This window comes from Aestuariivivens marinum (genome assembly GCF_022662175.1).
GTDB classification, from domain to species: Bacteria; Bacteroidota; Bacteroidia; order Flavobacteriales; family Flavobacteriaceae; genus Aestuariivivens; species Aestuariivivens marinum.
Map to the genome: position 1 here is coordinate 39053 of NZ_JAKMCR010000008.1, position 20862 is coordinate 59914.

The 20862-nt window shown below is 34.5% G+C and carries 19 protein-coding genes and 2 tRNA genes; 11 read left to right on the forward strand and 10 right to left on the reverse strand.

Annotated features, from left to right (window positions below):
• Positions 1-159 precede the first annotated feature (159 nt).
• On the forward strand, positions 160-2415 hold the full coding sequence (locus tag MR053_RS13610; protein ID WP_242132955.1) for a tetratricopeptide repeat protein: 2256 nt from the start codon (positions 160-162) through the stop codon (positions 2413-2415).
• 6 nt (positions 2416-2421) lie between these two features.
• Here the strand turns inward: MR053_RS13610 and MR053_RS13615 are convergent.
• Positions 2422-2506, reverse strand: a tRNA-Leu gene (locus tag MR053_RS13615).
• A gap of 267 nt (positions 2507-2773) precedes the next feature.
• Here MR053_RS13615 and MR053_RS13620 point away from each other — a divergent pair.
• Positions 2774-3820, forward strand: coding sequence for a sugar kinase (locus tag MR053_RS13620; RefSeq protein WP_242132956.1), 1047 nt, complete (start codon positions 2774-2776; stop codon positions 3818-3820).
• A gap of 35 nt (positions 3821-3855) precedes the next feature.
• On the forward strand, positions 3856-4527 hold the full coding sequence (locus tag MR053_RS13625) for a bifunctional 4-hydroxy-2-oxoglutarate aldolase/2-dehydro-3-deoxy-phosphogluconate aldolase (RefSeq protein ID WP_242132957.1): 672 nt from the start codon (positions 3856-3858) through the stop codon (positions 4525-4527).
• A gap of 237 nt (positions 4528-4764) precedes the next feature.
• Here the strand turns inward: MR053_RS13625 and MR053_RS13630 are convergent.
• Positions 4765-4837, reverse strand: a tRNA-Lys gene (locus MR053_RS13630).
• A gap of 134 nt (positions 4838-4971) precedes the next feature.
• Here MR053_RS13630 and MR053_RS13635 point away from each other — a divergent pair.
• Positions 4972-5490 (forward strand): shikimate kinase, encoded by a 519-nt coding sequence (locus tag MR053_RS13635; protein WP_242132958.1) that lies wholly within the window; start codon positions 4972-4974, stop codon positions 5488-5490.
• Here the strand turns inward: MR053_RS13635 and MR053_RS13640 are convergent.
• Both MR053_RS13640 and MR053_RS13645 read right to left on the reverse strand, forming a co-directional pair.
• Positions 5482-5985, reverse strand: a complete 504-nt coding sequence (locus tag MR053_RS13640; protein WP_242132959.1) for a phosphoribosyltransferase family protein — start codon at positions 5983-5985, stop codon at positions 5482-5484. The genes MR053_RS13635 and MR053_RS13640 overlap by 9 nt on opposite strands.
• Before the next feature lie 27 nt (positions 5986-6012).
• A complete protein-coding gene (locus tag MR053_RS13645; protein WP_242132960.1) occupies positions 6013-6384 on the reverse strand; it encodes an RNA-binding S4 domain-containing protein in 372 nt (123 codons plus the stop codon).
• A gap of 288 nt (positions 6385-6672) precedes the next feature.
• Here MR053_RS13645 and MR053_RS13650 point away from each other — a divergent pair, with 288 nt between their 5' ends.
• The 3 genes from MR053_RS13650 to MR053_RS13660 all read left to right on the forward strand — a co-directional run bounded on the left by MR053_RS13650 (position 6673) and on the right by MR053_RS13660 (position 9021).
• Positions 6673-7611, forward strand: a complete 939-nt coding sequence (locus MR053_RS13650; RefSeq protein WP_242132961.1) for an FKBP-type peptidyl-prolyl cis-trans isomerase — start codon at positions 6673-6675, stop codon at positions 7609-7611.
• 101 nt (positions 7612-7712) lie between these two features.
• Positions 7713-8303, forward strand: a complete 591-nt coding sequence (locus MR053_RS13655) for a Crp/Fnr family transcriptional regulator (protein ID WP_242132962.1) — start codon at positions 7713-7715, stop codon at positions 8301-8303.
• Between the two features lie 145 nt (positions 8304-8448).
• On the forward strand, positions 8449-9021 hold the full coding sequence (locus tag MR053_RS13660; protein WP_242132963.1) for a YceI family protein: 573 nt from the start codon (positions 8449-8451) through the stop codon (positions 9019-9021).
• Positions 9022-9109: 88 nt separating this feature from the next.
• On the opposite strand, the gene MR053_RS13665 is transcribed toward MR053_RS13660, so the two are convergent.
• From MR053_RS13665 to MR053_RS13685, 5 genes are all read right to left on the reverse strand, one after another.
• Positions 9110-10288 carry a THUMP-like domain-containing protein gene (locus MR053_RS13665; RefSeq protein ID WP_242132964.1) on the reverse strand — a complete coding sequence of 393 codons (1179 nt, stop codon included), beginning with the start codon at positions 10286-10288 and terminating at the stop codon, positions 9110-9112.
• 5 nt (positions 10289-10293) lie between these two features.
• Positions 10294-11382 carry an AI-2E family transporter gene (locus MR053_RS13670; protein WP_242132965.1) on the reverse strand — a complete coding sequence of 363 codons (1089 nt, stop codon included), beginning with the start codon at positions 11380-11382 and terminating at the stop codon, positions 10294-10296.
• Positions 11383-11520: 138 nt separating this feature from the next.
• Positions 11521-11949, reverse strand: coding sequence for a DUF4268 domain-containing protein (locus MR053_RS13675; RefSeq protein ID WP_242132966.1), 429 nt, complete (start codon positions 11947-11949; stop codon positions 11521-11523).
• Complete coding sequence (locus MR053_RS13680) at positions 11949-12623, reverse strand: ZIP family metal transporter (protein ID WP_242132967.1); 675 nt, start codon at positions 12621-12623, stop codon at positions 11949-11951. Before MR053_RS13680 ends, MR053_RS13675 begins: the two co-directional genes overlap by 1 nt.
• Positions 12624-12632: 9 nt before the next feature.
• Complete coding sequence (locus MR053_RS13685) at positions 12633-13364, reverse strand: class I SAM-dependent methyltransferase (RefSeq protein WP_242132968.1); 732 nt, start codon at positions 13362-13364, stop codon at positions 12633-12635.
• Positions 13365-13533: 169 nt separating this feature from the next.
• Here MR053_RS13685 and MR053_RS13690 point away from each other — a divergent pair, with 169 nt between their 5' ends.
• From MR053_RS13690 to MR053_RS13705, 4 genes are all read left to right on the forward strand, one after another.
• Entirely contained in the window at positions 13534-14691 is a 1158-nt protein-coding gene (locus MR053_RS13690) for a THUMP domain-containing class I SAM-dependent RNA methyltransferase (RefSeq protein ID WP_242132969.1), read from the forward strand.
• Between the two features lie 291 nt (positions 14692-14982).
• Complete coding sequence (locus tag MR053_RS13695; RefSeq protein ID WP_242132970.1) at positions 14983-16842, forward strand: DNA topoisomerase IV subunit B; 1860 nt, start codon at positions 14983-14985, stop codon at positions 16840-16842.
• Positions 16843-17319 (forward strand): hypothetical protein, encoded by a 477-nt coding sequence (locus MR053_RS13700; RefSeq protein ID WP_242132971.1) that lies wholly within the window; start codon positions 16843-16845, stop codon positions 17317-17319. It begins immediately after the preceding gene.
• Positions 17320-17369: 50 nt separating this feature from the next.
• A complete protein-coding gene (locus MR053_RS13705; protein WP_242132972.1) occupies positions 17370-20027 on the forward strand; it encodes a DNA gyrase/topoisomerase IV subunit A in 2658 nt (885 codons plus the stop codon).
• On the opposite strand, the gene MR053_RS13710 is transcribed toward MR053_RS13705, so the two are convergent.
• Positions 20024-20812, reverse strand: coding sequence for a TerC family protein (locus MR053_RS13710; protein ID WP_242132973.1), 789 nt, complete (start codon positions 20810-20812; stop codon positions 20024-20026). The two genes, MR053_RS13705 and MR053_RS13710, sit on opposite strands and share 4 nt — an antisense overlap.
• Positions 20813-20862: the final 50 nt, after the last annotated feature.

Consider the following 20862-nt stretch of genomic DNA (forward strand, 5'->3'; position numbering starts at 1 on the left):
TTTAGAAATAGAAATATTACAGGCATATCAGTATTTAGTTTTGTTTTATCTGTCAAACTTGTTTTTCTTTGTTTCGATTTACAAAAGCAGGTGTTTTTTGGATCTGATTTATTGGGATATTAACACATTAAATAGAGATTGGTATTGAAAATTCTAAGAATGAACATTTTTTATAAACCAATAATAACATTATCACTATTGGTTATTATAACTTCTTGCAAGAATAAAGTAGATCAATACGTTACTGTTGATGAATTGAATAAGACTGTATTTACATCAACTGATTTAATTCCTGACAATCATTTTTTGGGGGATGCAACCTGTAAAACATGTCATGCTAAAGAGCATGACTATTGGAAAGGCTCCCATCATGATAAAGCTATGCAAATAGCTTTGGACACCACCATTTTAGGTGATTTCAATAATGTGAAATTTACCAGCCAAGGTATAACTTCACGATTTTTTAAAAAGGATAATGAATACTTTGTTAATACCGAAGGACCAGATGGTAAATATCATGACTATAGAATAGTATATACTTTTGGTGTTTCACCACTGCAGCAGTACATTGTTAAATTCCCTAATGGCCATTACCAATGTTTAAGAACGGCTTGGGATACCCAAGAAAAAAAGTGGTTTGATTTGTATCCCGATTTTAAAGTAGTGCATTCTGAGTGGTTACATTGGTCTAGGGGGGGCTTAAATTGGAATACCATGTGCGCCGATTGCCATTCCACTAACGTTAGGAAAAATTATAATGAAAATGCGTCCAGTTACAATACCAAATATGCTATTATAAATGTGAATTGTGAAGCCTGCCATGGTCCTGGGAAAACCCATGTGGAACAAGCCAAAGCATTAGGAAGTAATTACAAGTTCTCCGGCGACCTTACAATGACTTCCCATACTAATCCTAAGACTTTAGTAGATGCTTGTGCCAGATGTCATATGAGAAGGGAACAGATTTCAGAATTTTATAATTTTGAAGGAAGTATGTTGGATCATTATTTTCCACAATTAATAGCAGAACCCATTTATTATCCGGATGGCCAAATTTTAGATGAAGACTATGTTTATGGTTCTTTTGTGCAGAGTAAAATGTACCATAATGGTGTAACGTGTACCAATTGCCATAACCCTCATTCATTAAAACTTAAATTTGAAGGTAATAAACTTTGTGCACAATGTCATTTACCTGAAACTTACGATAGTCCCAGTCACCATTTTCATACTATAGGTACTGAAAGTTCAAAATGCATTAATTGTCATATGACCGGAAGGTATTATATGGGCAATGACTTTAGGCGCGACCATAGTTTTAGAATTCCCAGGCCAGACCAAAGCCTTAAATATGGTACACCCAATGCCTGTACCCAGTGCCATACAGATAAAGACAACCAATGGGCTTGGAGTGCCTATATTAAGCAATATGGAAAGCCCAAAAAGAAGCATTTTTCCGATTTGTTATTACCTGGTTTAAGGGGTGGTGACGATGGTTTTAAGCATTTGAAAACATTGGTTAAAGATACCATATATCCAGAAATAGCACGAGCTTCTGCGGTTAAAGCGATGGTTAATTATAATGATCCCGCGGTAATAGATAATTTATTGTACTTTTTGAATGATGATTCACCACTGGTTAAGGGGGCTAGTTTGGATATTTTGGGTGAAATAAACACAAATGACTATAACAATTATTTTTTACCCTTGTTGAAAGATTCTAAACGATCGGTAAGGGTCAAAGCGTTCTTTGCATTGGGAAGTTTGGATGAGGCACTTGTGCCAGAGCCATATAAAGAGGTATACAGCAAAGTGAAGGTGGAATTTGAAACTAGCTTAGAAGTCACTTCCGATTTTTCTGGGGGCAAAGTAAAACAAGGTAATTATTATTTAAAACAAGGTAATTTATCTGAAGCTATTAAATCGTATGAAGCAGCCTTGAAAATAGATAATTTAAACAATATAATAAGAACCAATTTAGCGAATCTTTACTATAGAAATGGTGAATTTATTAATGCCGAGCAGGCCTTTAAAACTATTATACAACAGGAACCCGAATATGGACCTACCTATTATTCCTATGGTTTATTATTGGCAGAATTAAATAGAATTGAAGAGGCCATTGGGCAAATGAACTTGGCCATAAGGTATATGCCAGACAATCTAAGGGTGTATTATAATTTAAGTTTGCTATACGATAAAATTAAATTCTTTGATAAAGCGGTAGAAACAGCTAAGAGCGGATTTGAACAAGCACCACAAGATGAAAGTATGCTTTACATTTTGGCTTATGCCTACTCAAAAAACAATCAAATGGAAAAAGCCAAAAAAATGGCAAAAACTCTGGTTGATTTGTATCCCCAAAATACTAATTACCACACATTTTATAGGCAGTTGAATACTATACAACAATAATTTATGTGCGCACGAGAAGACTCGAACTTCCACGACCTAAGTGGTCATTAGGCCCTCAACCTAACGCGTCTACCAATTCCGCCACGTGCGCAAAAATAGAAAGCAGCAAAAATAGAAAAAGTTAAGCAATAATAGTTAACTTTTTTATTGTAATTGGTCTTGTGTTTTTTCTAAATATTGCAGATACAATATCGTGGGATTTGTATATGTTTTTAAATATCTAATTTTATTTTTTTGAATAGAGAAGTAAATAGTAATAAAATAATAGCAATAGTTTAGGATACGACTGATCTCATTTTTATGGAAATTAATATATTTGGCACAAAATAAAATAATTCAGATTAATTAATAAAATAGAATGAGTAAAGTAGTCACATTCGGAGAGATCATGTTACGATTGGCTCCAGAAGGTTTTTTAAGGTTTTCGCAGGCCAGTAGTTTTGATGTGGTTTATGGTGGTGGTGAGTCTAACGTAGCCGTATCGTTGGCCAATTATGGGATTCCGGTGGATTTTGTAACGCGTTTGCCTAAGAATGACATAGGTGAATGTGCGATGATGGAGCTGCGAAAAAGAGGTGTTGGTGTGGACAAGATTATTTGGGGTGGTGACCGATTGGGTATCTATTTTCTAGAAACTGGAGCCGTGTCAAGGGGCAGTAAAGTAGTTTATGACAGGGCACATTCGGCGATGTCTGAAATCAAATTGGGAATGATAGATTGGGATGAAGTCTTTCAAGGTGTGGAATGGTTCCATTGGACGGGGATTACACCTGCAATATCTCAAGGTTCTGCAGATGTTTGCTTGGAGGCTGTAAAAGTGGCGAGTGAAAAGGGTATTACTATTTCAACAGACTTGAACTACAGGGCCAAGTTATGGAAGTATTGTGATGCGGCTCATAGAGAGTCCATTATGACAGAGCTTACCTCGTATTGTGATATTGTTTTAGGTAATGAAGAAGATGCAGAGATGCACTTCGGGATTAAGCCAGAGGGGATTAGTGTACAGACCGAAGGGCACAACGTTAAGGCAGAAGCCTTTTTGTCGGTATGCCAACAAATGATGAAGAAGTTCCCAAAGGCCAAGAAGGTAATTACCACTTTGCGAGGATCCATTTCAGCTTCACATAACACTTGGGCAGGTGTACTCTATGACGGAAAGACCTTGTTTGAGACACGTCAGTACCAAATTACAGATATAGTTGATAGAGTTGGAGGAGGAGATTCTTTTATGGGTGGATTGATTTACGGTTTGTTGAAATATCCGGAAGATGATCAAAACGCACTGGATTTTGCCGTGGCGGCATCCTGTTTGAAGCATACCATTAAGGGAGATGCCAATTTAGTGACCGTAGCTGAAGTGGAAAAGCTCATGGGGGGAGATGCGTCGGGGCGTGTGGCACGATAAACCTAAAAATAAAATAAAGCTAATTTAAAAAAACAATGGCACAATATACAAGAATTGAAGTGGCTCAGGTAATGAAGGATACGGGGATGGTTCCTCTATTCTTCAATAGCGACTTAGAATTGAGCAAGAAGGTATTAAAGGCCTGTTATGATGGTGGGGCGCGTTTGTTGGAGTTTACAGCACGAGGGGATTTTGCACATGAAGTATTTGGTGAACTTGCCAAATATGCCATTAAGGAACTTCCAGGGATGATCATGGGTGTGGGATCGGTTACCGATGCTGCCCAAGCGAGTTTGTATATGGCATTAGGAGCGAATTTTATTGTTACACCCGTGTTAAGGGAAGATATTGCCATAGTATGTAACAGAAGAAAGGTATTATGGTCCCCTGGTTGTGGTAGCCTTACGGAAATTACTCGAGCAGAAGAATTGGGCTGTGAAATTGTAAAATTGTTCCCAGGGGATATATATGGTCCCCAGTTCGTAAAGGGCATCAAGGGACCCCAACCCTGGACGAGTATCATGCCAACAGGAGGTGTCTCTCCAACAGAGGATAATCTAAAGGGCTGGTTCAATGCAGGTGTAACTTGTGTAGGAATGGGTTCCCAGCTAATATCTAAGACCATTATTGCCACTAAGGATTTTAAAAAACTTCAACAAGATGTTAAGGATGCATTAGCTTTAATAAAGAAAGTTAGAGGTTGCTAATTAATGTGTTATTGATCCTTTTTAGTTGTAATAAAGACTAAAAATGTATGATTGATTTAGTGTTATATATTATAAATTTACAACTAATTGGTGAATGGTTTTATAAAAAGTAAGGATTCACAGAATGTCGATTCTACAAAATACGTTTAAAAGATATCAATTAAACATAAAGAAAATAAAAAAAAGCCTGAAAACATTAAGTTTCAGGCTTTTTGAATAATCTTGAAAAATTTCCAGTGACCGGGCTGGGGCTCGAACCCAGGACCCTCTCCTTAAAAGGGAGATGCTCTACCAACTGAGCTACCCGGTCTTGTGCAGTACCTTCCGTAATGCGGGTGCAAATATAAAATGTTTAATCTATAAAACAATGCTTTTTTTGAATTAATTTTCGTTTTTTTGCATCACTTTATTCTATGTTTTTAATAATCAATTTGTAACCGTAAAATGATAGTGGTTTTAATAGGGTATATGGCATCTGGAAAGTCTACCATTGGAAAAATGTTAGCTAAAAAATTGAACTATAATTTTATAGATTTAGACGATTACATAGAAGTTTCTGAAAATAAATCGGTTTCAAATATCTTTAAAACCGAGGGTGAAATTTATTTTAGAAAACAGGAAACCCATTATTTAAAGGAATTATTGCAATCAAAAAATAACATCGTATTATCATTGGGTGGAGGTACGCCTTGTTTTGGAGACAATATGGATATAGTATTGAATTCAAATGCTAAGAGCATCTATTTAAGAACATCTATTAATACCTTGGTTGAAAGATTAAAGACAGAAAAGAGTAAACGCCCATTGATTGCACATATCGAAACCGATGAGTCGCTAATTGAATTTATAGGCAAACATCTTTTTGAGCGTGCTACCTATTACAATAAAGCAAATGTGATACTTTCAACTGATAATAAAGCGGAAAACGATATTGTTGAAGAATTGGTTGCGAATTTATTCTAAAACAACCTTGCAGTTATTGCCTTCGAGAATCACTTCAACATGCTCATGTAGCGATGTTGATAATGAAATACCTTTAAAATCGGCCTTAACAGGATATTGCTTATGGTTTCTGTTTACCAAAACAGCTGTTTTAAATTGCTTTAAAGGTACATCTAAAAAATGCTTTACACCATATATTAAGGTTGAACCTGAGTATAATACATCATCAACTAAAACCAAAGACTTATTTATATATTCTGAAGGCGGGATAGAAGTCTTAATTTCTGTTCTAGGATTTTTTTTGTCAATATAAACTTCACAAAGTATAGGTTCAATATTGGATATGTCTTGAAGCGTTTTTTTTATTTTTTTTGCCAACAAAACACCATTATTGGCTATGCCAGCTATAATAATTTCACTTTCATTGATATTGCTTTCATAAATTTGATAAGCAATTCTTCTAATCTTATTTTTAATGTCATCGTGATGTAGAATCACGTTATTTTTAATAGTCATTCCCGTGCAATTGTTTAAGTTATAAAATTACTCATTTTCTTCAGTAAAATTATCAATATCCCTTCTATCTTTTTTAGTTGGTCGTCCAACACCCTTTTTGCGATAGTAATCTTTTGCATATTGTAATAGTTCCTGGGCTTCAAAAGCTTCTTTTGGAGTAGTGTCTGTTCTATAAATATCCACTAATTTTGCTCCAACCCTGTTGTCCGGAACATCATTAATGGTAAATGTATAATTTATTTGGTTTTTGCGTATTTCAATTTTATCTTGTGGGTAAACTTCCCTGCTGGGTTTGGCAATGTCTTTATTTATCTTTACTTGACCTTTTTTACAAGCGGTAGTAGCTAGTGATCTTGTTTTAAAATATCTAACACACCATAAATACTTGTCTATACGCATATTATTTAGTCTAAAAACTACGTTAATGTTGTTGTGCAAAATTATATTTAAATTGTATCTTGCGCCTCAAAAATAACAATAATGAAACGGTTATAAATAAATTAATCATTATTTAGTTTAGGACTGTTACTTTTTCACTACTAAAAAACATATCATATGAAATGAGCAAAATATATTTAATTTTTTGCATACCGTCAAAAGGATTAATTTTTTTATAAAGCGCGCCGGTTTATTTAAGCAGAAAATTTTATTTGTTTCCATTTCGCCTAAAATAAAAATTTTAAATTGATGAAAATAGAAAGATTAGCTTTAGTTGTTTTATGTACTTTAATCGGTATTGTATCTTGTAAAAAAGATGATAATGGTTCAGATATAACTCCTGTTGAAGTTAGGGATCGTACAGAGCAACAAATGGCAGACAATGATTCTCTTGTTGAATATTTAAATAATCATTATTATAATTTCGAAGTTTTAACTGGATTAGAAGACCCTAGTCTTTCGGATATAGTGATTACTAAATTGGAAGAAGGAGAAAGTATACCAACAGGACATAAACTACTAATGGATGATGTTGAAGCTAACGATTTGGTCTATGCGGAAACAGATTATAAAGTTTATATTTTAAGGTTAAACCAAGGTGGCGGTATCAAATCTCCCACATTTGCGGATGAAGTTAGAATATTTTATGAAGGTTTTTTACTAAGTGGGGAGGTTTTTGATAGTGCTAGTACACCTGTTGATTTCGATTTGGTTTCGCTCATACCAGGTTGGAGAAAAGTAATACCTACTTTTAATGTTGCAGAATCCTTTATTGAAGTAGGAGATGGTACTGTAGATTATAAAAATACAGGATTGGGTGTTATGTTTTTACCTTCGGGATTGGGTTATTTTTCAAATGCAACTTCAGCAATACCTGCCTATAGTCCAATTATCTTTAAGTTTGAATTGGTGCAAATGTTTGAAAATGACCATGATGGAGATGGTATTCTATCTTATCTTGAAGATTTGAATGGTGATGGTGAGTTTATTGTAAATACTGAGGATTTAACGGATGCTACAGATGATGATACAGATGGGGACTCCATACCAGACTATGCAGATAACGATGATGATGGTGATGGTATTCTAACTAAAGATGAAGATATTGATGGAGATGGAGATCCAAGAAATGATGATACAAACGGTAACGGGATACCAAACTATTTAGACCCAGAAGATAAAGGTTGAAAATCTTTTATTATGCTTATTAATTAAATAACTTTTGTCTCTGTAAATTAAAAAGTAAATGGGTTGTATACTTGGGTAATGTCTAAAATTTACAGATAAGCATGAACAAACAAAAGGCTCAACCACTTATCGATTATATCAACAAGTATGTTTTACTTACACCTGAAGAGGAAAACATATTATTATCATTCATACGTTTTCGTAGGTATTTAAAAGGACAATATATTGTACAACAAGGTGATGTTTGTAAACATGAATGTTTTGTATTGTCTGGTTGTACAAAAACTTTCTATTTAGATGAGGAAGGGCAGGAGCATATCATCATGTTTTCAATAGAAGATTGGTGGGCTTCAGATATGGGAAGTTTTATAACCCAAACGCCGGCCGATTTTAATATTCAATGCTTGGAACATACCGAGCTGGTCATGTTTTCGTATGACACCATAGAAGACCTTTATGCTAAAATCCCAAAGTTGGAGCGTTTTTTTAGGCAAATAATTGAAAAAGCATTTGTGGCCTCACAGAAACGAATTGTTAGGAACTTTAGTTTAACGGCAAAAGATCAGTATCTCTATTTTAAGGAGCAATACCCCGAAATTGAACAGCGTATTCCACAATACATGGTGGCTTCTTACCTTGGTATTACAAAGGAATTTTTGAGCAAAATTAAGAGTCAGTTGGCTTTGGAATAGATCAATAAACAACCGTTTCTCAATTTTCATTCAATTATAATTAAACTAGTTTAATATAATTTCGTAATCTAGTTCATTTTTATTAACGTCAATACTTTAGATCTTTGTAATAGAAAATTTTTATTAAAATTAAAATAATATAATAATGAAGAATTCAATTAAAACAGCATTAGTATTAGTGGCCTTTGCATCATTTTCCTTTACGACATTAAAAAGGGAAAGAAAAGCTATTAAAATTGAGGAAAGTAATGTAGTATGGAAAGGTTATAAAGTTACAGGATCTCACCATGGAACCATAGCAATTAAATCTGGTGAGTTGGTTTTTGAAGAAGATAAATTGGTAGGAGGGGAATTTGTAATTGATATGAAGTCTATTACCGTTAATGATTTACAAGGTGAATACAAAGGGAAATTGGAGGGACACCTAAAGTCTGATGATTTCTTTGGTGTAGCAAATCATCCTACATCATCATTAGTGTTCACGAATGTAGAATCTAGTGGTAAAAACGCTTATTCTGTTACTGGAGACTTAACCATAAAGAACATTACCAATCCCATAACATTTGATATTTCAGTTTACGGAAGCAAGGCGACGGCATCATTAAAAATTGATCGCTCTAAATATGATGTAAGATATGGTTCTACAAGCTTTTTTGATAATTTAAAGGATAAAGCGATTTACGATGAATTTGATTTGGTTTCAGATCTCCAGTTTTAAATTGATACTGATTGATGGTTAAGAAGCGTTCATTTTTTGAACGCTTTTTTTGTGTTAGAAAACCACTAATATTAAAGACAATTTTGTGTTAGACTTTTCGGGTTATTAAAACGCTTTTCTTACCCTTTAAATTGGAAGTAAAAAAGAGATAGAGGTCTCCACCATCTTTTATGTTTAGTTTTTTTCTTATTTGCGTTACGCTTTCAGGAAAGTTTCTCGTAGTGATATTAGCTTTTGTTATCTCTCTTTTTTTTAACTCTTTTTTACTGTAAGGCAAAACGGATTCAATTTTAAATACCCTACCTGGGAAATCAATCAGATGATCATTGGTATATAAATGCGAATGTTGATGTAGTTTATAAAGGTTTAGTTTATTTGAAACCGAATGAAAGCCACCAGCTTTTAGTATGGCACTATTGGGTTCGTATAAATAGGTAAGGGGCGAACTATATTTTGTTTTGGTTAATTTTTCAAAATCAAATGAAAAATCAAATTTTTCGTTGCCTAGTTTTTTAAAGTTAATGGTTTTAATTAAGATATTGTCGTTAAATCCATCTTCCAAAATCCATAGCAATTCTTTAACCTCGTTGTTTACTGCTACAACATGAATGGTCTTAACATACCTTAATTCATTTATACCTGCAGATATATCAAGTAAAGGCGAAGTCTTAATCATGATGTTTCTAGAATACGCAAAGAGTAAATTCAAATGACTTGGAACATTGGGTAGACAATCTTTTAAAAAGAAAACCTTTCCTTTAGAATCATGTCTTCTGGATGGATCAACGTAAATCCAATCGAACTTTTCGCTGATGCCTTCTAGATAACTAATTCCATCTACAGCATGTGTTTCTATATTGGTTATTCTTAATTGTTTATAATTGTGGTTTACTATAGTAGAAAGATTTGTGTCTAATTCACAATGTGTTACATTGTTAAACCACTTGGAAAAATATAGACAATCTACACCAAAGCCACCTGTAAGATCTATTAAGGAATTTCCTTTTATTAAGTTTGATTTATATGCTGCGGTAATTTCAGATGAGGTTTGCTCTATGTTAAGTTTATTGGGATAATAAATGCCTTTGCAATTAAACCATGTTGGGAGTTTTTTTTTACTTCGTTTTTTGGCTTCAATCTGCTCTATAATATCTCTAGTTTCAACAGCTTCAAAAGAGGTGCCTTTTAAGAGAATTTTATTGATACTATAATCTAAATTCTCTTTAATGAATTCTTGAATTTCAGTATTTAAAATTGATTTATTCAAAAAAACTATAAATCCTTAGTTAGCTTTTTTACAATCTTGTTTTCCGATAAAAAGGCCTTTAAAATAACTTTAATCGAAGTATAGGCAGGTACTGCTATAATCAAGCCCAAAACACCAAACAATATCCCAGCAATAAGTATTACTAAAAATATTTCTAACGGGTGCGATTTTACACTCTTTGAAAAAATTATTGGCTGACTAAAAAAGTTATCAACTAGCTGTCCAATGGCTATAACCAAAAGTACCCATAATGTTTTGTGCATAATAACTTCACTAAAACTTTGGTCCAAACTACTGGTCATTGTTAAAGTTACCATTAAAAAGGCTCCAATAAGGGGGCCAACGTAAGGGATTAAATTAAGTAAAGCACACAAAAATGCAATAACTATTGCATTATCTACACCAATAATGAATAGACCTATAGTGTAGATGATAAAAAGGATTAAAATTTGAAAAATGAGTCCTACAAAATACCTGGACAGTAAATCTTTTATTTTGGTTGAAGAGGTTTTCCAACGTGTTTCCTTGTTGTCTGGTATTAAAGTTAATATTGCATTTTCAAACAATCTACTATCCTTTAAAAAGAAAAACGAAATAAACAATACTGAGAATAATCCAATGCTAAAACTGCCCAAACCACTAACCACCGAGTTTAAAAAATTTGGGATTACAGAGTAATCTATTTTTGAAAGTAGGTTAGAATCCTTTAAGGATTGTTCTACATCAATTTGATGTAAATTAAAGTAACCAACAATCTCTGAATATAAATGTTCAATATTACTTTGCAGTTCATTAATATTTAAAAGGGATAAATTGTGGCCTTGTTCAATGATGAGCGGAATGAATAGTCCCATCAAACCAATGAAAATACTTAAAAGCAGCAGCATTGAAACAACTACTGCAATGGTGTTTTTAAATTTTAAACGATGCTGTAAAAACAATACAATAGGCCTTCCAATAAGCGAAATTACTACTGCTATGGCAATGTAGCCTATAACCGATTGTATTTTGAACAGAAAATAAAGGACCAATAAAATACTAACTATAATAGCTATTGCCCTTAAAATACCTTTTGAAATCGTTTTAGAATCCACCTAATGGGTTTTGGAAAGTAAATCTAGTTATTTCATTTAATAAATAAAAGCTAAAAAAAAGATATGTATGATAAGTAGAGTAATGTCTTCAAGTTTTTAGCTTTTGTTATGTTTTATGACAGAAGAGTTAATATTGTTTTATCCTTCTATAACTTCTTTATATTCCATAAAAAAGGCTTCAAATAAAGTCATGGTCTCATTAAAGAATACCATCACTTGTTGCCAAGAGTTTTTGTTATGAATGGAGACTTTTAATTCCAATGGCACATAAATACGGGAAATTTCTTTGTAATTGTCTAAAATATAGGCCTCATCATAAATTGCATTGGGCAGGTAGTTTTCCAGTAGAATTGATTTTAAAGCTACTAACTTTTCCCAATAGTTTATGCGGTGTTCCAAATCGTCCTCTAAATCTAATGCTACCAGTGCTTTTTTTGTGTCGAAATGAAATTTAAAGCTTAGACCTTTGAGTTTGGTATTATATAAAATCCATTTTTGTGGAAAGGATTTTCCAAAGTTAATCCAAAACTCCCGACGCAATAACCGTGATTCTTCCTTGCTAAACATTAGATTATATAAGCTGTTGCGACCCCAAGAATAATTGCAATGAATTTTGAAAGGTTAAACTTATGTCCGTCACTGCTTTCAAACAAAATGGTGGTAGAAATATGAAAAAAGATACCTATAACTACAGCATTGATAATTTGGGAATAATCTGCAATAGCAGTAGAGTTATTGGATATTAAGGTACCTAATGGTGTCATTACCGCAAATACCAATAGAAAAAAGGCAATCTGTATTTTACTATATTCAGAATGTAGTAAAAACACGGTTATAAGTGTAGCAATTGGGATTTTATGGATGAGTACACCGTAAACCATATCATTATGCTCGTGTATTGGGAAGCCTTCTAAAAAACTATGGATGCAAAGGCTTATAAATAACAACCAAGGGAAAACCGTTTCGTTTTTGTGTAAGTGTACATGGCCGTGTTCTGCACCTTTTGAGAACAGTTCTAATACAATCTGCAACAAAATACCACACATAATATAGAGCCCAGTGAGCTTAGCCTCTAAATGATGATAAACTTCTGGGAGTAATTCAAAAAGGGTAAGGGCTAATAAAAAAGCACCACTAAAGGAAAGTAACAGTTTTACATTCCATGATGTTTTGCTTTTTATAATACTTGCTATTAGTACACCAAGAACTACTGCATAAAAGGGTAATAAATAATCGTTCATAGAAATGTATTATTTAAAAATCATGATTAAACGGTCAGAGGTTTTGGTATCGAACTTACGTAATTTATAATCACCAAAAACTTCCAATAAATTTACTTCAGCTTGATCAAAAAGGGTTTCAAAATCGCTAAGAGTAAAGGCTTTTACGCGTTCGGTAAATTTATATACCTTAGCGTCCACTTCAAATAGGATGTCCTTAAAAATGTAACCATCCTTTTCATATCGGTTCAATCTAAATTCAATACCATCAACTATTTTAACGTTTTCAGGCACTAAATTATCTATAACCTGGGTGCTATTCATAAAATCAATAACACCAAAACCATATTCTTTTAAATCGCCTTTAATGGCTTTAATGGTATTAAGGTTACTGGCATCATTTTCAAAGTAACCAAAACTGGTGAATAGGTTAAACACGGCGTCGAATTCCTTTCCAAACGGTTGGCTCATATCGTGTACTTTAAACCGTAATCTATGGTTTTCGTATTTTTTTGCAAAATTTATACTGTTCTCACTTAAGTCAGCTCCCGTAACATCAAAACCTATTTTATTTAAATAACGTGCATGTCTACCCCTACCGCAAGCCAGGTCTAGAATCGTGCCTCCAATTGGAATATTCAAATAACGGGTAAGATTGTCCATAAAAGCATGTGCTTCAGTAGCATCCCTATCTTTGTACAATATGTGGTAATACGGTGTATCGAACCAAGAAGTGTACCAAGTTGTAGTGTTGTTGGTCATAATATTTTGGTAGTTCCCTCGCCCCGATAACTATCGGTGCGGGTAAGGCTTTCCACTATATCCCTGAAACAAGTTCGGGGGATGCCGCTTCTATCCTTAACCTATATTTTTGTAATTTTTATGTTTGCCGTAAAATTACATTATTTTTGCAACCTATTCGAATTAAGATATGGAAGAAAATTTTAAAATGGTCGCCAAAACCTTATTTGGTTTTGAGGAGCTATTGGCCGACGAGCTATTACAATTAGGAGCCCAAAAGATACAAAAAGGGACACGTATGGTGTCGTTCTACGGTGACAAAGGCTTTATGTACAAGGCTAATTTAGGGTTGCGTACTGCCATTAAAATTTTAAAACCCATAAAAACCTTTTCCGTTAATAACGAAAAAGATCTCTATAACAATATTTATGCGATGGATTGGGAACAGTACTTAAGTGCTACAGGAAGCTTAGCCATAGATGCTACGGTGCATTCACATTTGTTTAAACACTCCTTGTTCATTGCCCAAAAAACAAAGGATGCTATAGTTGATAAGTTTCGAAACACTACAGGACACAGACCCAATGTAGACTTAAAATTTCCGGATGTAAAAATTAATGTGCATATTGATAGACATTCGTGTACAGTGTCTTTAGATGCTTCTGGTGACTCCTTGCACAAGCGTGGCTATAAATCGGCTACAAACATTGCTCCTATAAATGAAGTATTAGCAGCTGGATTAATTATGTTGTCTGGTTGGGATGGACAGTGTGATTTTATGGATCCCATGTGCGGTAGTGGTACCCTGCTTATTGAAGCGGCGATGATAGCCTGTAACATTCCACCTAATTTGATGCGTAAAGAGTTTGCATTTGAGCGTTGGCAAGACTGGGATGTTGATTTATTTGAAAAAATTGAAGACTCGCTTTTAAAGAAAACTCGGGACTTTCATTATAAAATTATAGGCTACGACAAAGCACCCAGTGCAGTGGCAAAAGCTAAAGAGAATGTAAAGCATGCCCAATTGGAGGATTTTATACATGTTCAGCATGAAGATTTCTTTAAAACCCAAAAGGGAGGCGACCAAAAATTGCATATGGTGTTTAACCCTCCTTATGGTGAACGTTTGAATATAGATATGCAGGATTTTTATAAAAGCATAGGAGATACATTAAAACAAAGCTACCCAGGTACCGATGCTTGGTTTATAACCAGTAACCTTGATGCGTTAAAACATGTAGGCTTACGGCCTTCAAGAAAAATTCAACTGTTTAATGCAAAGCTGGAGGCTCGCTTAGTAAAGTATGTGATGTATGAGGGGAGTAAGAAAGGGAAGTATATGAAATAACGAGCATTGTTAAACAACTTGTTTGGAAGAGAATCTGTTCAGTCCAAAATGTCATTCAGAAGAGTAAGGTGATGTGACAATCCCTTTCATTTTACTGGTTATTATAAATTTACAGAAGGTTTTATTATTTGTTCTTCAGATCTCACGATGACCTAAAAGAGATAGGTATAGTTAACCAAAGGTTCTCAACAATATTGTATTTTTATTGTTAATTACTTTGTTTGGTCGCTGTTTCATTTTTTATGTTGAAATGTTATATTAGCGTTCTATCATTTAATTTCACAAGTATTTATGGCAGTGCAATCTAATTATACCGAAGACAATATACGTTCACTTGACTGGAAGGAACATATTCGTATGCGACCAGGGATGTATATTGGGAAGCTCGGTGACGGATCATCGCCAGATGATGGTATCTATATCCTGTTGAAGGAAGTGCTCGATAACTCCATAGACGAATTTGTTATGGGTGCGGGCAAGACCATTGAAATATCCATACAGGGAAATAAGGTGATTGTTAGGGATTATGGTCGTGGCATTCCACTGGGGAAAGTTGTAGACGTCGTGTCTAAAATGAATACAGGTGGTAAGTATGACACCAAAGCTTTTAAGAAGTCAGTAGGCCTAAACGGGGTAGGTACTAAAGCTGTAAATGCCCTTTCCCATTACTTTAGGGTAGAATCTACCAGAGATGGAAAATCTGCTTCAGCAGAATTTGAGCAAGGGAATTTAACCCATCATGAATTGTTGGACGATACCTCGAGACGCAAAGGGACTAAGGTCTCATTTATACCAGATGATTCTATTTTTAAGCACTATAAGTTCCGTAGTGAATATGTGGTAAAAATGCTTAAAAACTATGTTTACCTCAATCCCGGGCTCACCATTGTCTTTAACGGGGAAAAATATTTTAGTGAAAATGGATTAAAGGATTTGTTAAGTGATAATAGCAATGAATCTGATTTATTGTATCCTATCATACATTTACGAGGTACCGATATTGAAGTGGCGATTACCCACAGTAAAAGTCAATACAGTGAAGAATACCATTCGTTCGTTAACGGACAAAACACCACTCAGGGTGGAACGCACTTAAATGCCTTTAGGGAAGCTTTGGTAAAAACCATTCGGGAGTTTTACGGAAAAAACTTTGATGCTTCAGATGTTAGAAAATCCATTATAAGTGCCGTGGCCATTAAAGTTATGGAACCTGTTTTCGAAAGCCAGACCAAAACTAAGTTGGGATCAACCGATATGGGTGGTGATTTGCCTACCGTTCGTACTTATATTAATGATTTTGTAAAAACCCATCTCGATAACTTCTTACATAAAAACCCCGATACAGCAGAGAAGATACAACGTAAAATTTTGCAAGCAGAGCGAGAGCGAAAAGAATTGTCCGGAATTCGTAAATTGGCACGTGATCGTGCCAAAAAGGCGAACCTCCATAATAAGAAACTACGTGATTGCCGTGTGCATTTTGGTGATACTAAAAATGAACGAAATTTAGAAACAACTTTATTTATTACCGAAGGAGATTCAGCATCAGGAAGTATTACCAAATCGCGTGATGTAAATACGCAGGCTGTGTTTAGCTTGAAAGGAAAACCCCTTAATTGTTATGGGCTGACCAAAAAAATTGTTTATGAAAATGAAGAGTTTAATTTGCTTCAGGCGGCTTTAAACATTGAAGAATCACTTGAGGATTTGAGGTATAATAATGTGGTAATTGCTACCGATGCCGATGTAGATGGGATGCATATTCGACTGTTATTGATAACGTTCTTTCTTCAATTTTTTCCTGAATTAATAAAAGAAGGTCATCTATATATTCTGCAAACACCCTTGTTTAGGGTGAGAAACAAAAAGGAAACCATTTATTGTTATTCTGAAGAAGAACGATTGAATGCTATTGAAAAGTTGAAGCCTAAGCCTGAAATAACACGATTTAAGGGACTAGGTGAGATATCGCCGGATGAATTTAAACACTTTATAGGAGAAGATATTCGATTAGACCCTGTAATGCTGGATGATAACATGTCCATTGAAGAGCTGTTGGCATTTTATATGGGTAAGAATACACCCTCTAGACAGGAATTTATTATTGATAATTTAAAAGTAGAGTTAGACCTTATTGAAGAAGAAAAATAGATGCGTACCAATAACGGTAAAATTAGAAATATCATCATTTCGGTATATTTTATACTCATTGTTGCAGCTATAATCTCATCTACCGTTTTTAGTTTATTTCAAAATCTTACAGGAAGTCCAAAACTTACTTTTTTTGTTTTGTTATTTGGGTTTATCGGACTGTTTTTGTTGGTACATTGGATTTCAAGGTATTTTGAATACGACAGTGATGGCATGAAAGTTATTGTCATTAATAAAGGACTGTTATTATCAGATTACTTAAATTACAGGGAGCATAAAGTAGAGTTTGAAAAAAAGGATTTAATCGCTTATAAGTTCCGCAATTATTTGGTGTATAAAAGTTTGGTGCTTTATTTAAAAAGCCGAAATGGTGGCAGTAAGAAAGTAAGTTTTAATATCACCTTAGTAGATAGAAGAAAACGAAAATATATTAGGCAGTCCTTAAGGAAAATGGTTAAAGCCAACCAAGGAATGTAAATTACAGATAAACATTACTTTAAGTGATATTGAGGAAAAGTTAAAAGTTGATGATAGAAGAAGAGAACGACGATTTAGTTAACGAACAGGATAAACCAAAGGAAACCATTACCCGGGTTACCGGGATGTATAAAGACTGGTTTCTGGATTATGCTTCGTATGTTATTTTGGAACGTGCAGTACCCGCTATAGAAGACGGTTTTAAACCTGTACAACGACGTATTATGCACTCTATGAAGGATCTGGACGACGGACGCTATAATAAGGTAGCCAACATCGTTGGGCATACCATGCAGTACCATCCCCATGGCGATGCCAGTATTGCAGATGCCATGGTTCAGATAGGGCAAAAGGATTTACTAATAGATACTCAAGGAAACTGGGGTAACATTTTAACTGGAGATAGTGCGGCTGCATCACGTTACATTGAAGCTCGGTTATCAAAATTTGCCTTAGATGTTGTATACAGTCCTAAGATTACCGAGTGGCAAGCCAGTTATGATGGCCGTCGTAAGGAACCTATAAATTTACCGGTTAAGTTTCCTTTGTTATTAGCACAGGGAGGAGAAGGTATAGCAGTGGGCTTGTCTACAAAAATATTACCGCATAATTTTGTAGAACTTATAGAGGCCTCTATTAAGCATTTGCAAGGGAAACGATTTAAATTAGTCCCTGATTTTCCAACAGCCGGTATCGCTGATTTTTCCAATTATAATGATGGTTTGCGAGGTGGTAAGGTACGTGTTCGGGCTAAAATATCACAGTTGGATAAGACCACATTGGTGATTTCTGAAATACCATTTGGAACGACTACCTCTTCTTTAATCGATTCCATATTAAAGGCTAATGATAAGGGTAAAATTAAAATCAAACGCATCGAAGACAATACCGCAGCTGAAGTTGAAATATTGGTACACTTGCCCTCTGGTCTATCACCAGATAAGACCATCGATGCCCTTTACGCCTTTACCAGTTGCGAATCTTCCATTTCACCTTTAGGTTGTGTCATTGAAGATAATAAGCCTTTGTTTATTGGTGTTTCTGAGATGTTGAGACGGTCTACTGACAATACTGTTCAGTTATTAAAACAAGAACTGGAAATAAAGTTAGGCGAACTTGAAGAACAATGGCATTTTGCTTCTTTAGAACGTATTTTTATTGAGAATAGGATTTATCGGGATATTGAGGAAGAAGAAACCTGGGAAGGTGTGATCAATGCTATAGATACAGGTCTTCAGCCTCATGTTAAGCATTTAAAACGTTCGATTACAGAAGAAGATATTGTGAGGTTAACCGAAATCCGAATTAAACGTATTTCAAAATTTGATATTGATAAAGCCCAACAAAAAATTGAGGCTTTAGAAGAGCAAATAGCTGAAGTAAAGTATCATTTGGCTCATCTTATCGATTATGCTATTGCGTATTTCACCAGACTAAAAAATGATTATGGTAAAGGCCGTGAACGCAAAACCGAAATCCGAATTTTTGATGATGTTGATGCTACAAAGGTGGTTATTAGAAATACGAAGCTTTATGTGAATAGGGAAGAAGGCTTTATTGGTACTGCTTTGCGTCGTGATGAGTACGTATGCGATTGTAGTGATATAGACGATATTATCGTGTTTACAAAACAAGGTAAAATGATGGTGACTAAAGTAGACACCAAAACCTTTGTTGGTAAGGATATTATTCATGTGGCAGTCTTTAAAAAGAAAGACAAGCGTACCATATACAACATGATTTATCGTGATGGTTCCCGCGGGCCTTCCTATATCAAGCGTTTTGCTGTGACCGGCATCACTCGGGATAGGGAATACGATTTAACCAATGAAAATAAGGGTTCTACGGTACTCTATTTTTCGGCAAATCCAAATGGGGAAGCCGAAGTGGTTACCGTGTTATTGCGCCAAGCAGGAAGCATTAAAAAATTAAAATGGGATATCGATTTCGCCGATATCCTCATTAAAGGACGGGTTTCTAAGGGTAATTTAGTGACCAAGTACAGCGTGAAGCGTATCGAACTCAAGGAAAAGGGGTTGTCTACTCTAAAACCGCGAAAAATTTGGTTCGACGATGCAGTACAGCGTATCAATGTAGACGGTAGAGGGGAGCTTATAGGTGAATTTAGGGGTGAAGATAAACTGTTAATCATTACCCAATCGGGTGTTGTAAAAACTCTTACTCCTGAAGTGACCATGCATTTTGATGATGATATGATTGTTCTTGAAAAATGGGTCCCCAAAAAACCAATATCTGTTATTTATTACAATGGAGAAAAGGAATTGTATTATGTTAAACGCTTTTTAATTGAAAACGAGGGCAAAGAAGAAAATTTTATTTCAGATCATCCTAACTCTCAATTAGAGATTGTGTCTACCGATTGGAAACCAATGGCTGAGGTGGTGTTTGCTAAAGAACGGGGTAAGGATAGAAAGGACAATATGCAAGTGGATTTGGAAGCATTTATAGCTGTAAAAGGTATTATGGCTTTAGGAAACCAGTTGACAAAAGATAGGATAAATCAAATAAATCTTTTAGATCCATTGCCTTATGAGGCTCCTAAAGAGGTCCATGCAGATGATTTAGAAGTGGTAGATGAAGAAGAGGTTGTTGGTGAAACAAAAAAAGAGTCAGAGGCTTCAACTAATGGCGAAGCCAATAATGATGATTTAGAAATAGATAGAGAGGGACAGATTACCTTGTTTTAATTAGATGTTTTTTTAGTTCTATAGTTCAAAAATTCTACAAATAGAGAAAAAGCAATAGCAAAGTAAAGATATCCTTTGGGAATTGCTCCTACGTTTTTGTCAAAAAATGTCGTGTGTGATAGATGTGCAGCCTCAGTTATTAGCATAAAGCCAATCAAAATCAAAAAGGCAAGCCCGAGCATCTGTATACTTGGGTGTGTGTCAATGAATTTTCTAATGGGATTAGCAAAACCAATCATTATGGCTATTGAGATAACTACAGCTATTATCATTAAAGCTAAATTGTAATTATGATTTTCATGTAACCCATTGGTCATACCCACAGCAGTTAATATGGAATCTATTGAAAAAATAAAATCGATAATTAAAATTTGTGTTACAGCTTGGGATAATGAATGGATCTTTTTATTCTTTATCACATTTTTATCATGATTGGGGGTTTCAACTTTTTCTTTTATTTCGGAAGTACTTTTATAAATTAAGAACAGCCCTCCTAAGAATAGTATGATGGCTTGCCAACTTAGACCTATACTTAACCAAGTGGTATCAATTTTATAAAATGGCTCCTTTAATGCTATTAAAAAGCTTACAAAAAACAATAAAGTTATACGTTGAACCATTGCAAGTATTAATCCAATATTTGTTGCTTTGCTTCTTTGTTTTTCCGGTAGTTTATTTGCCGCAATGGATATAAAAACAATATTGTCTATACCTAAAATAATTTCTAAAAAAGTTAAGGTCAATAATGCCATGATGGCATCACTGGTAAGAAAGAAATCAAACATGAAACTTTGGTTTTACCAAAAATAATAAAAGAAAATGTATGCACTATCTC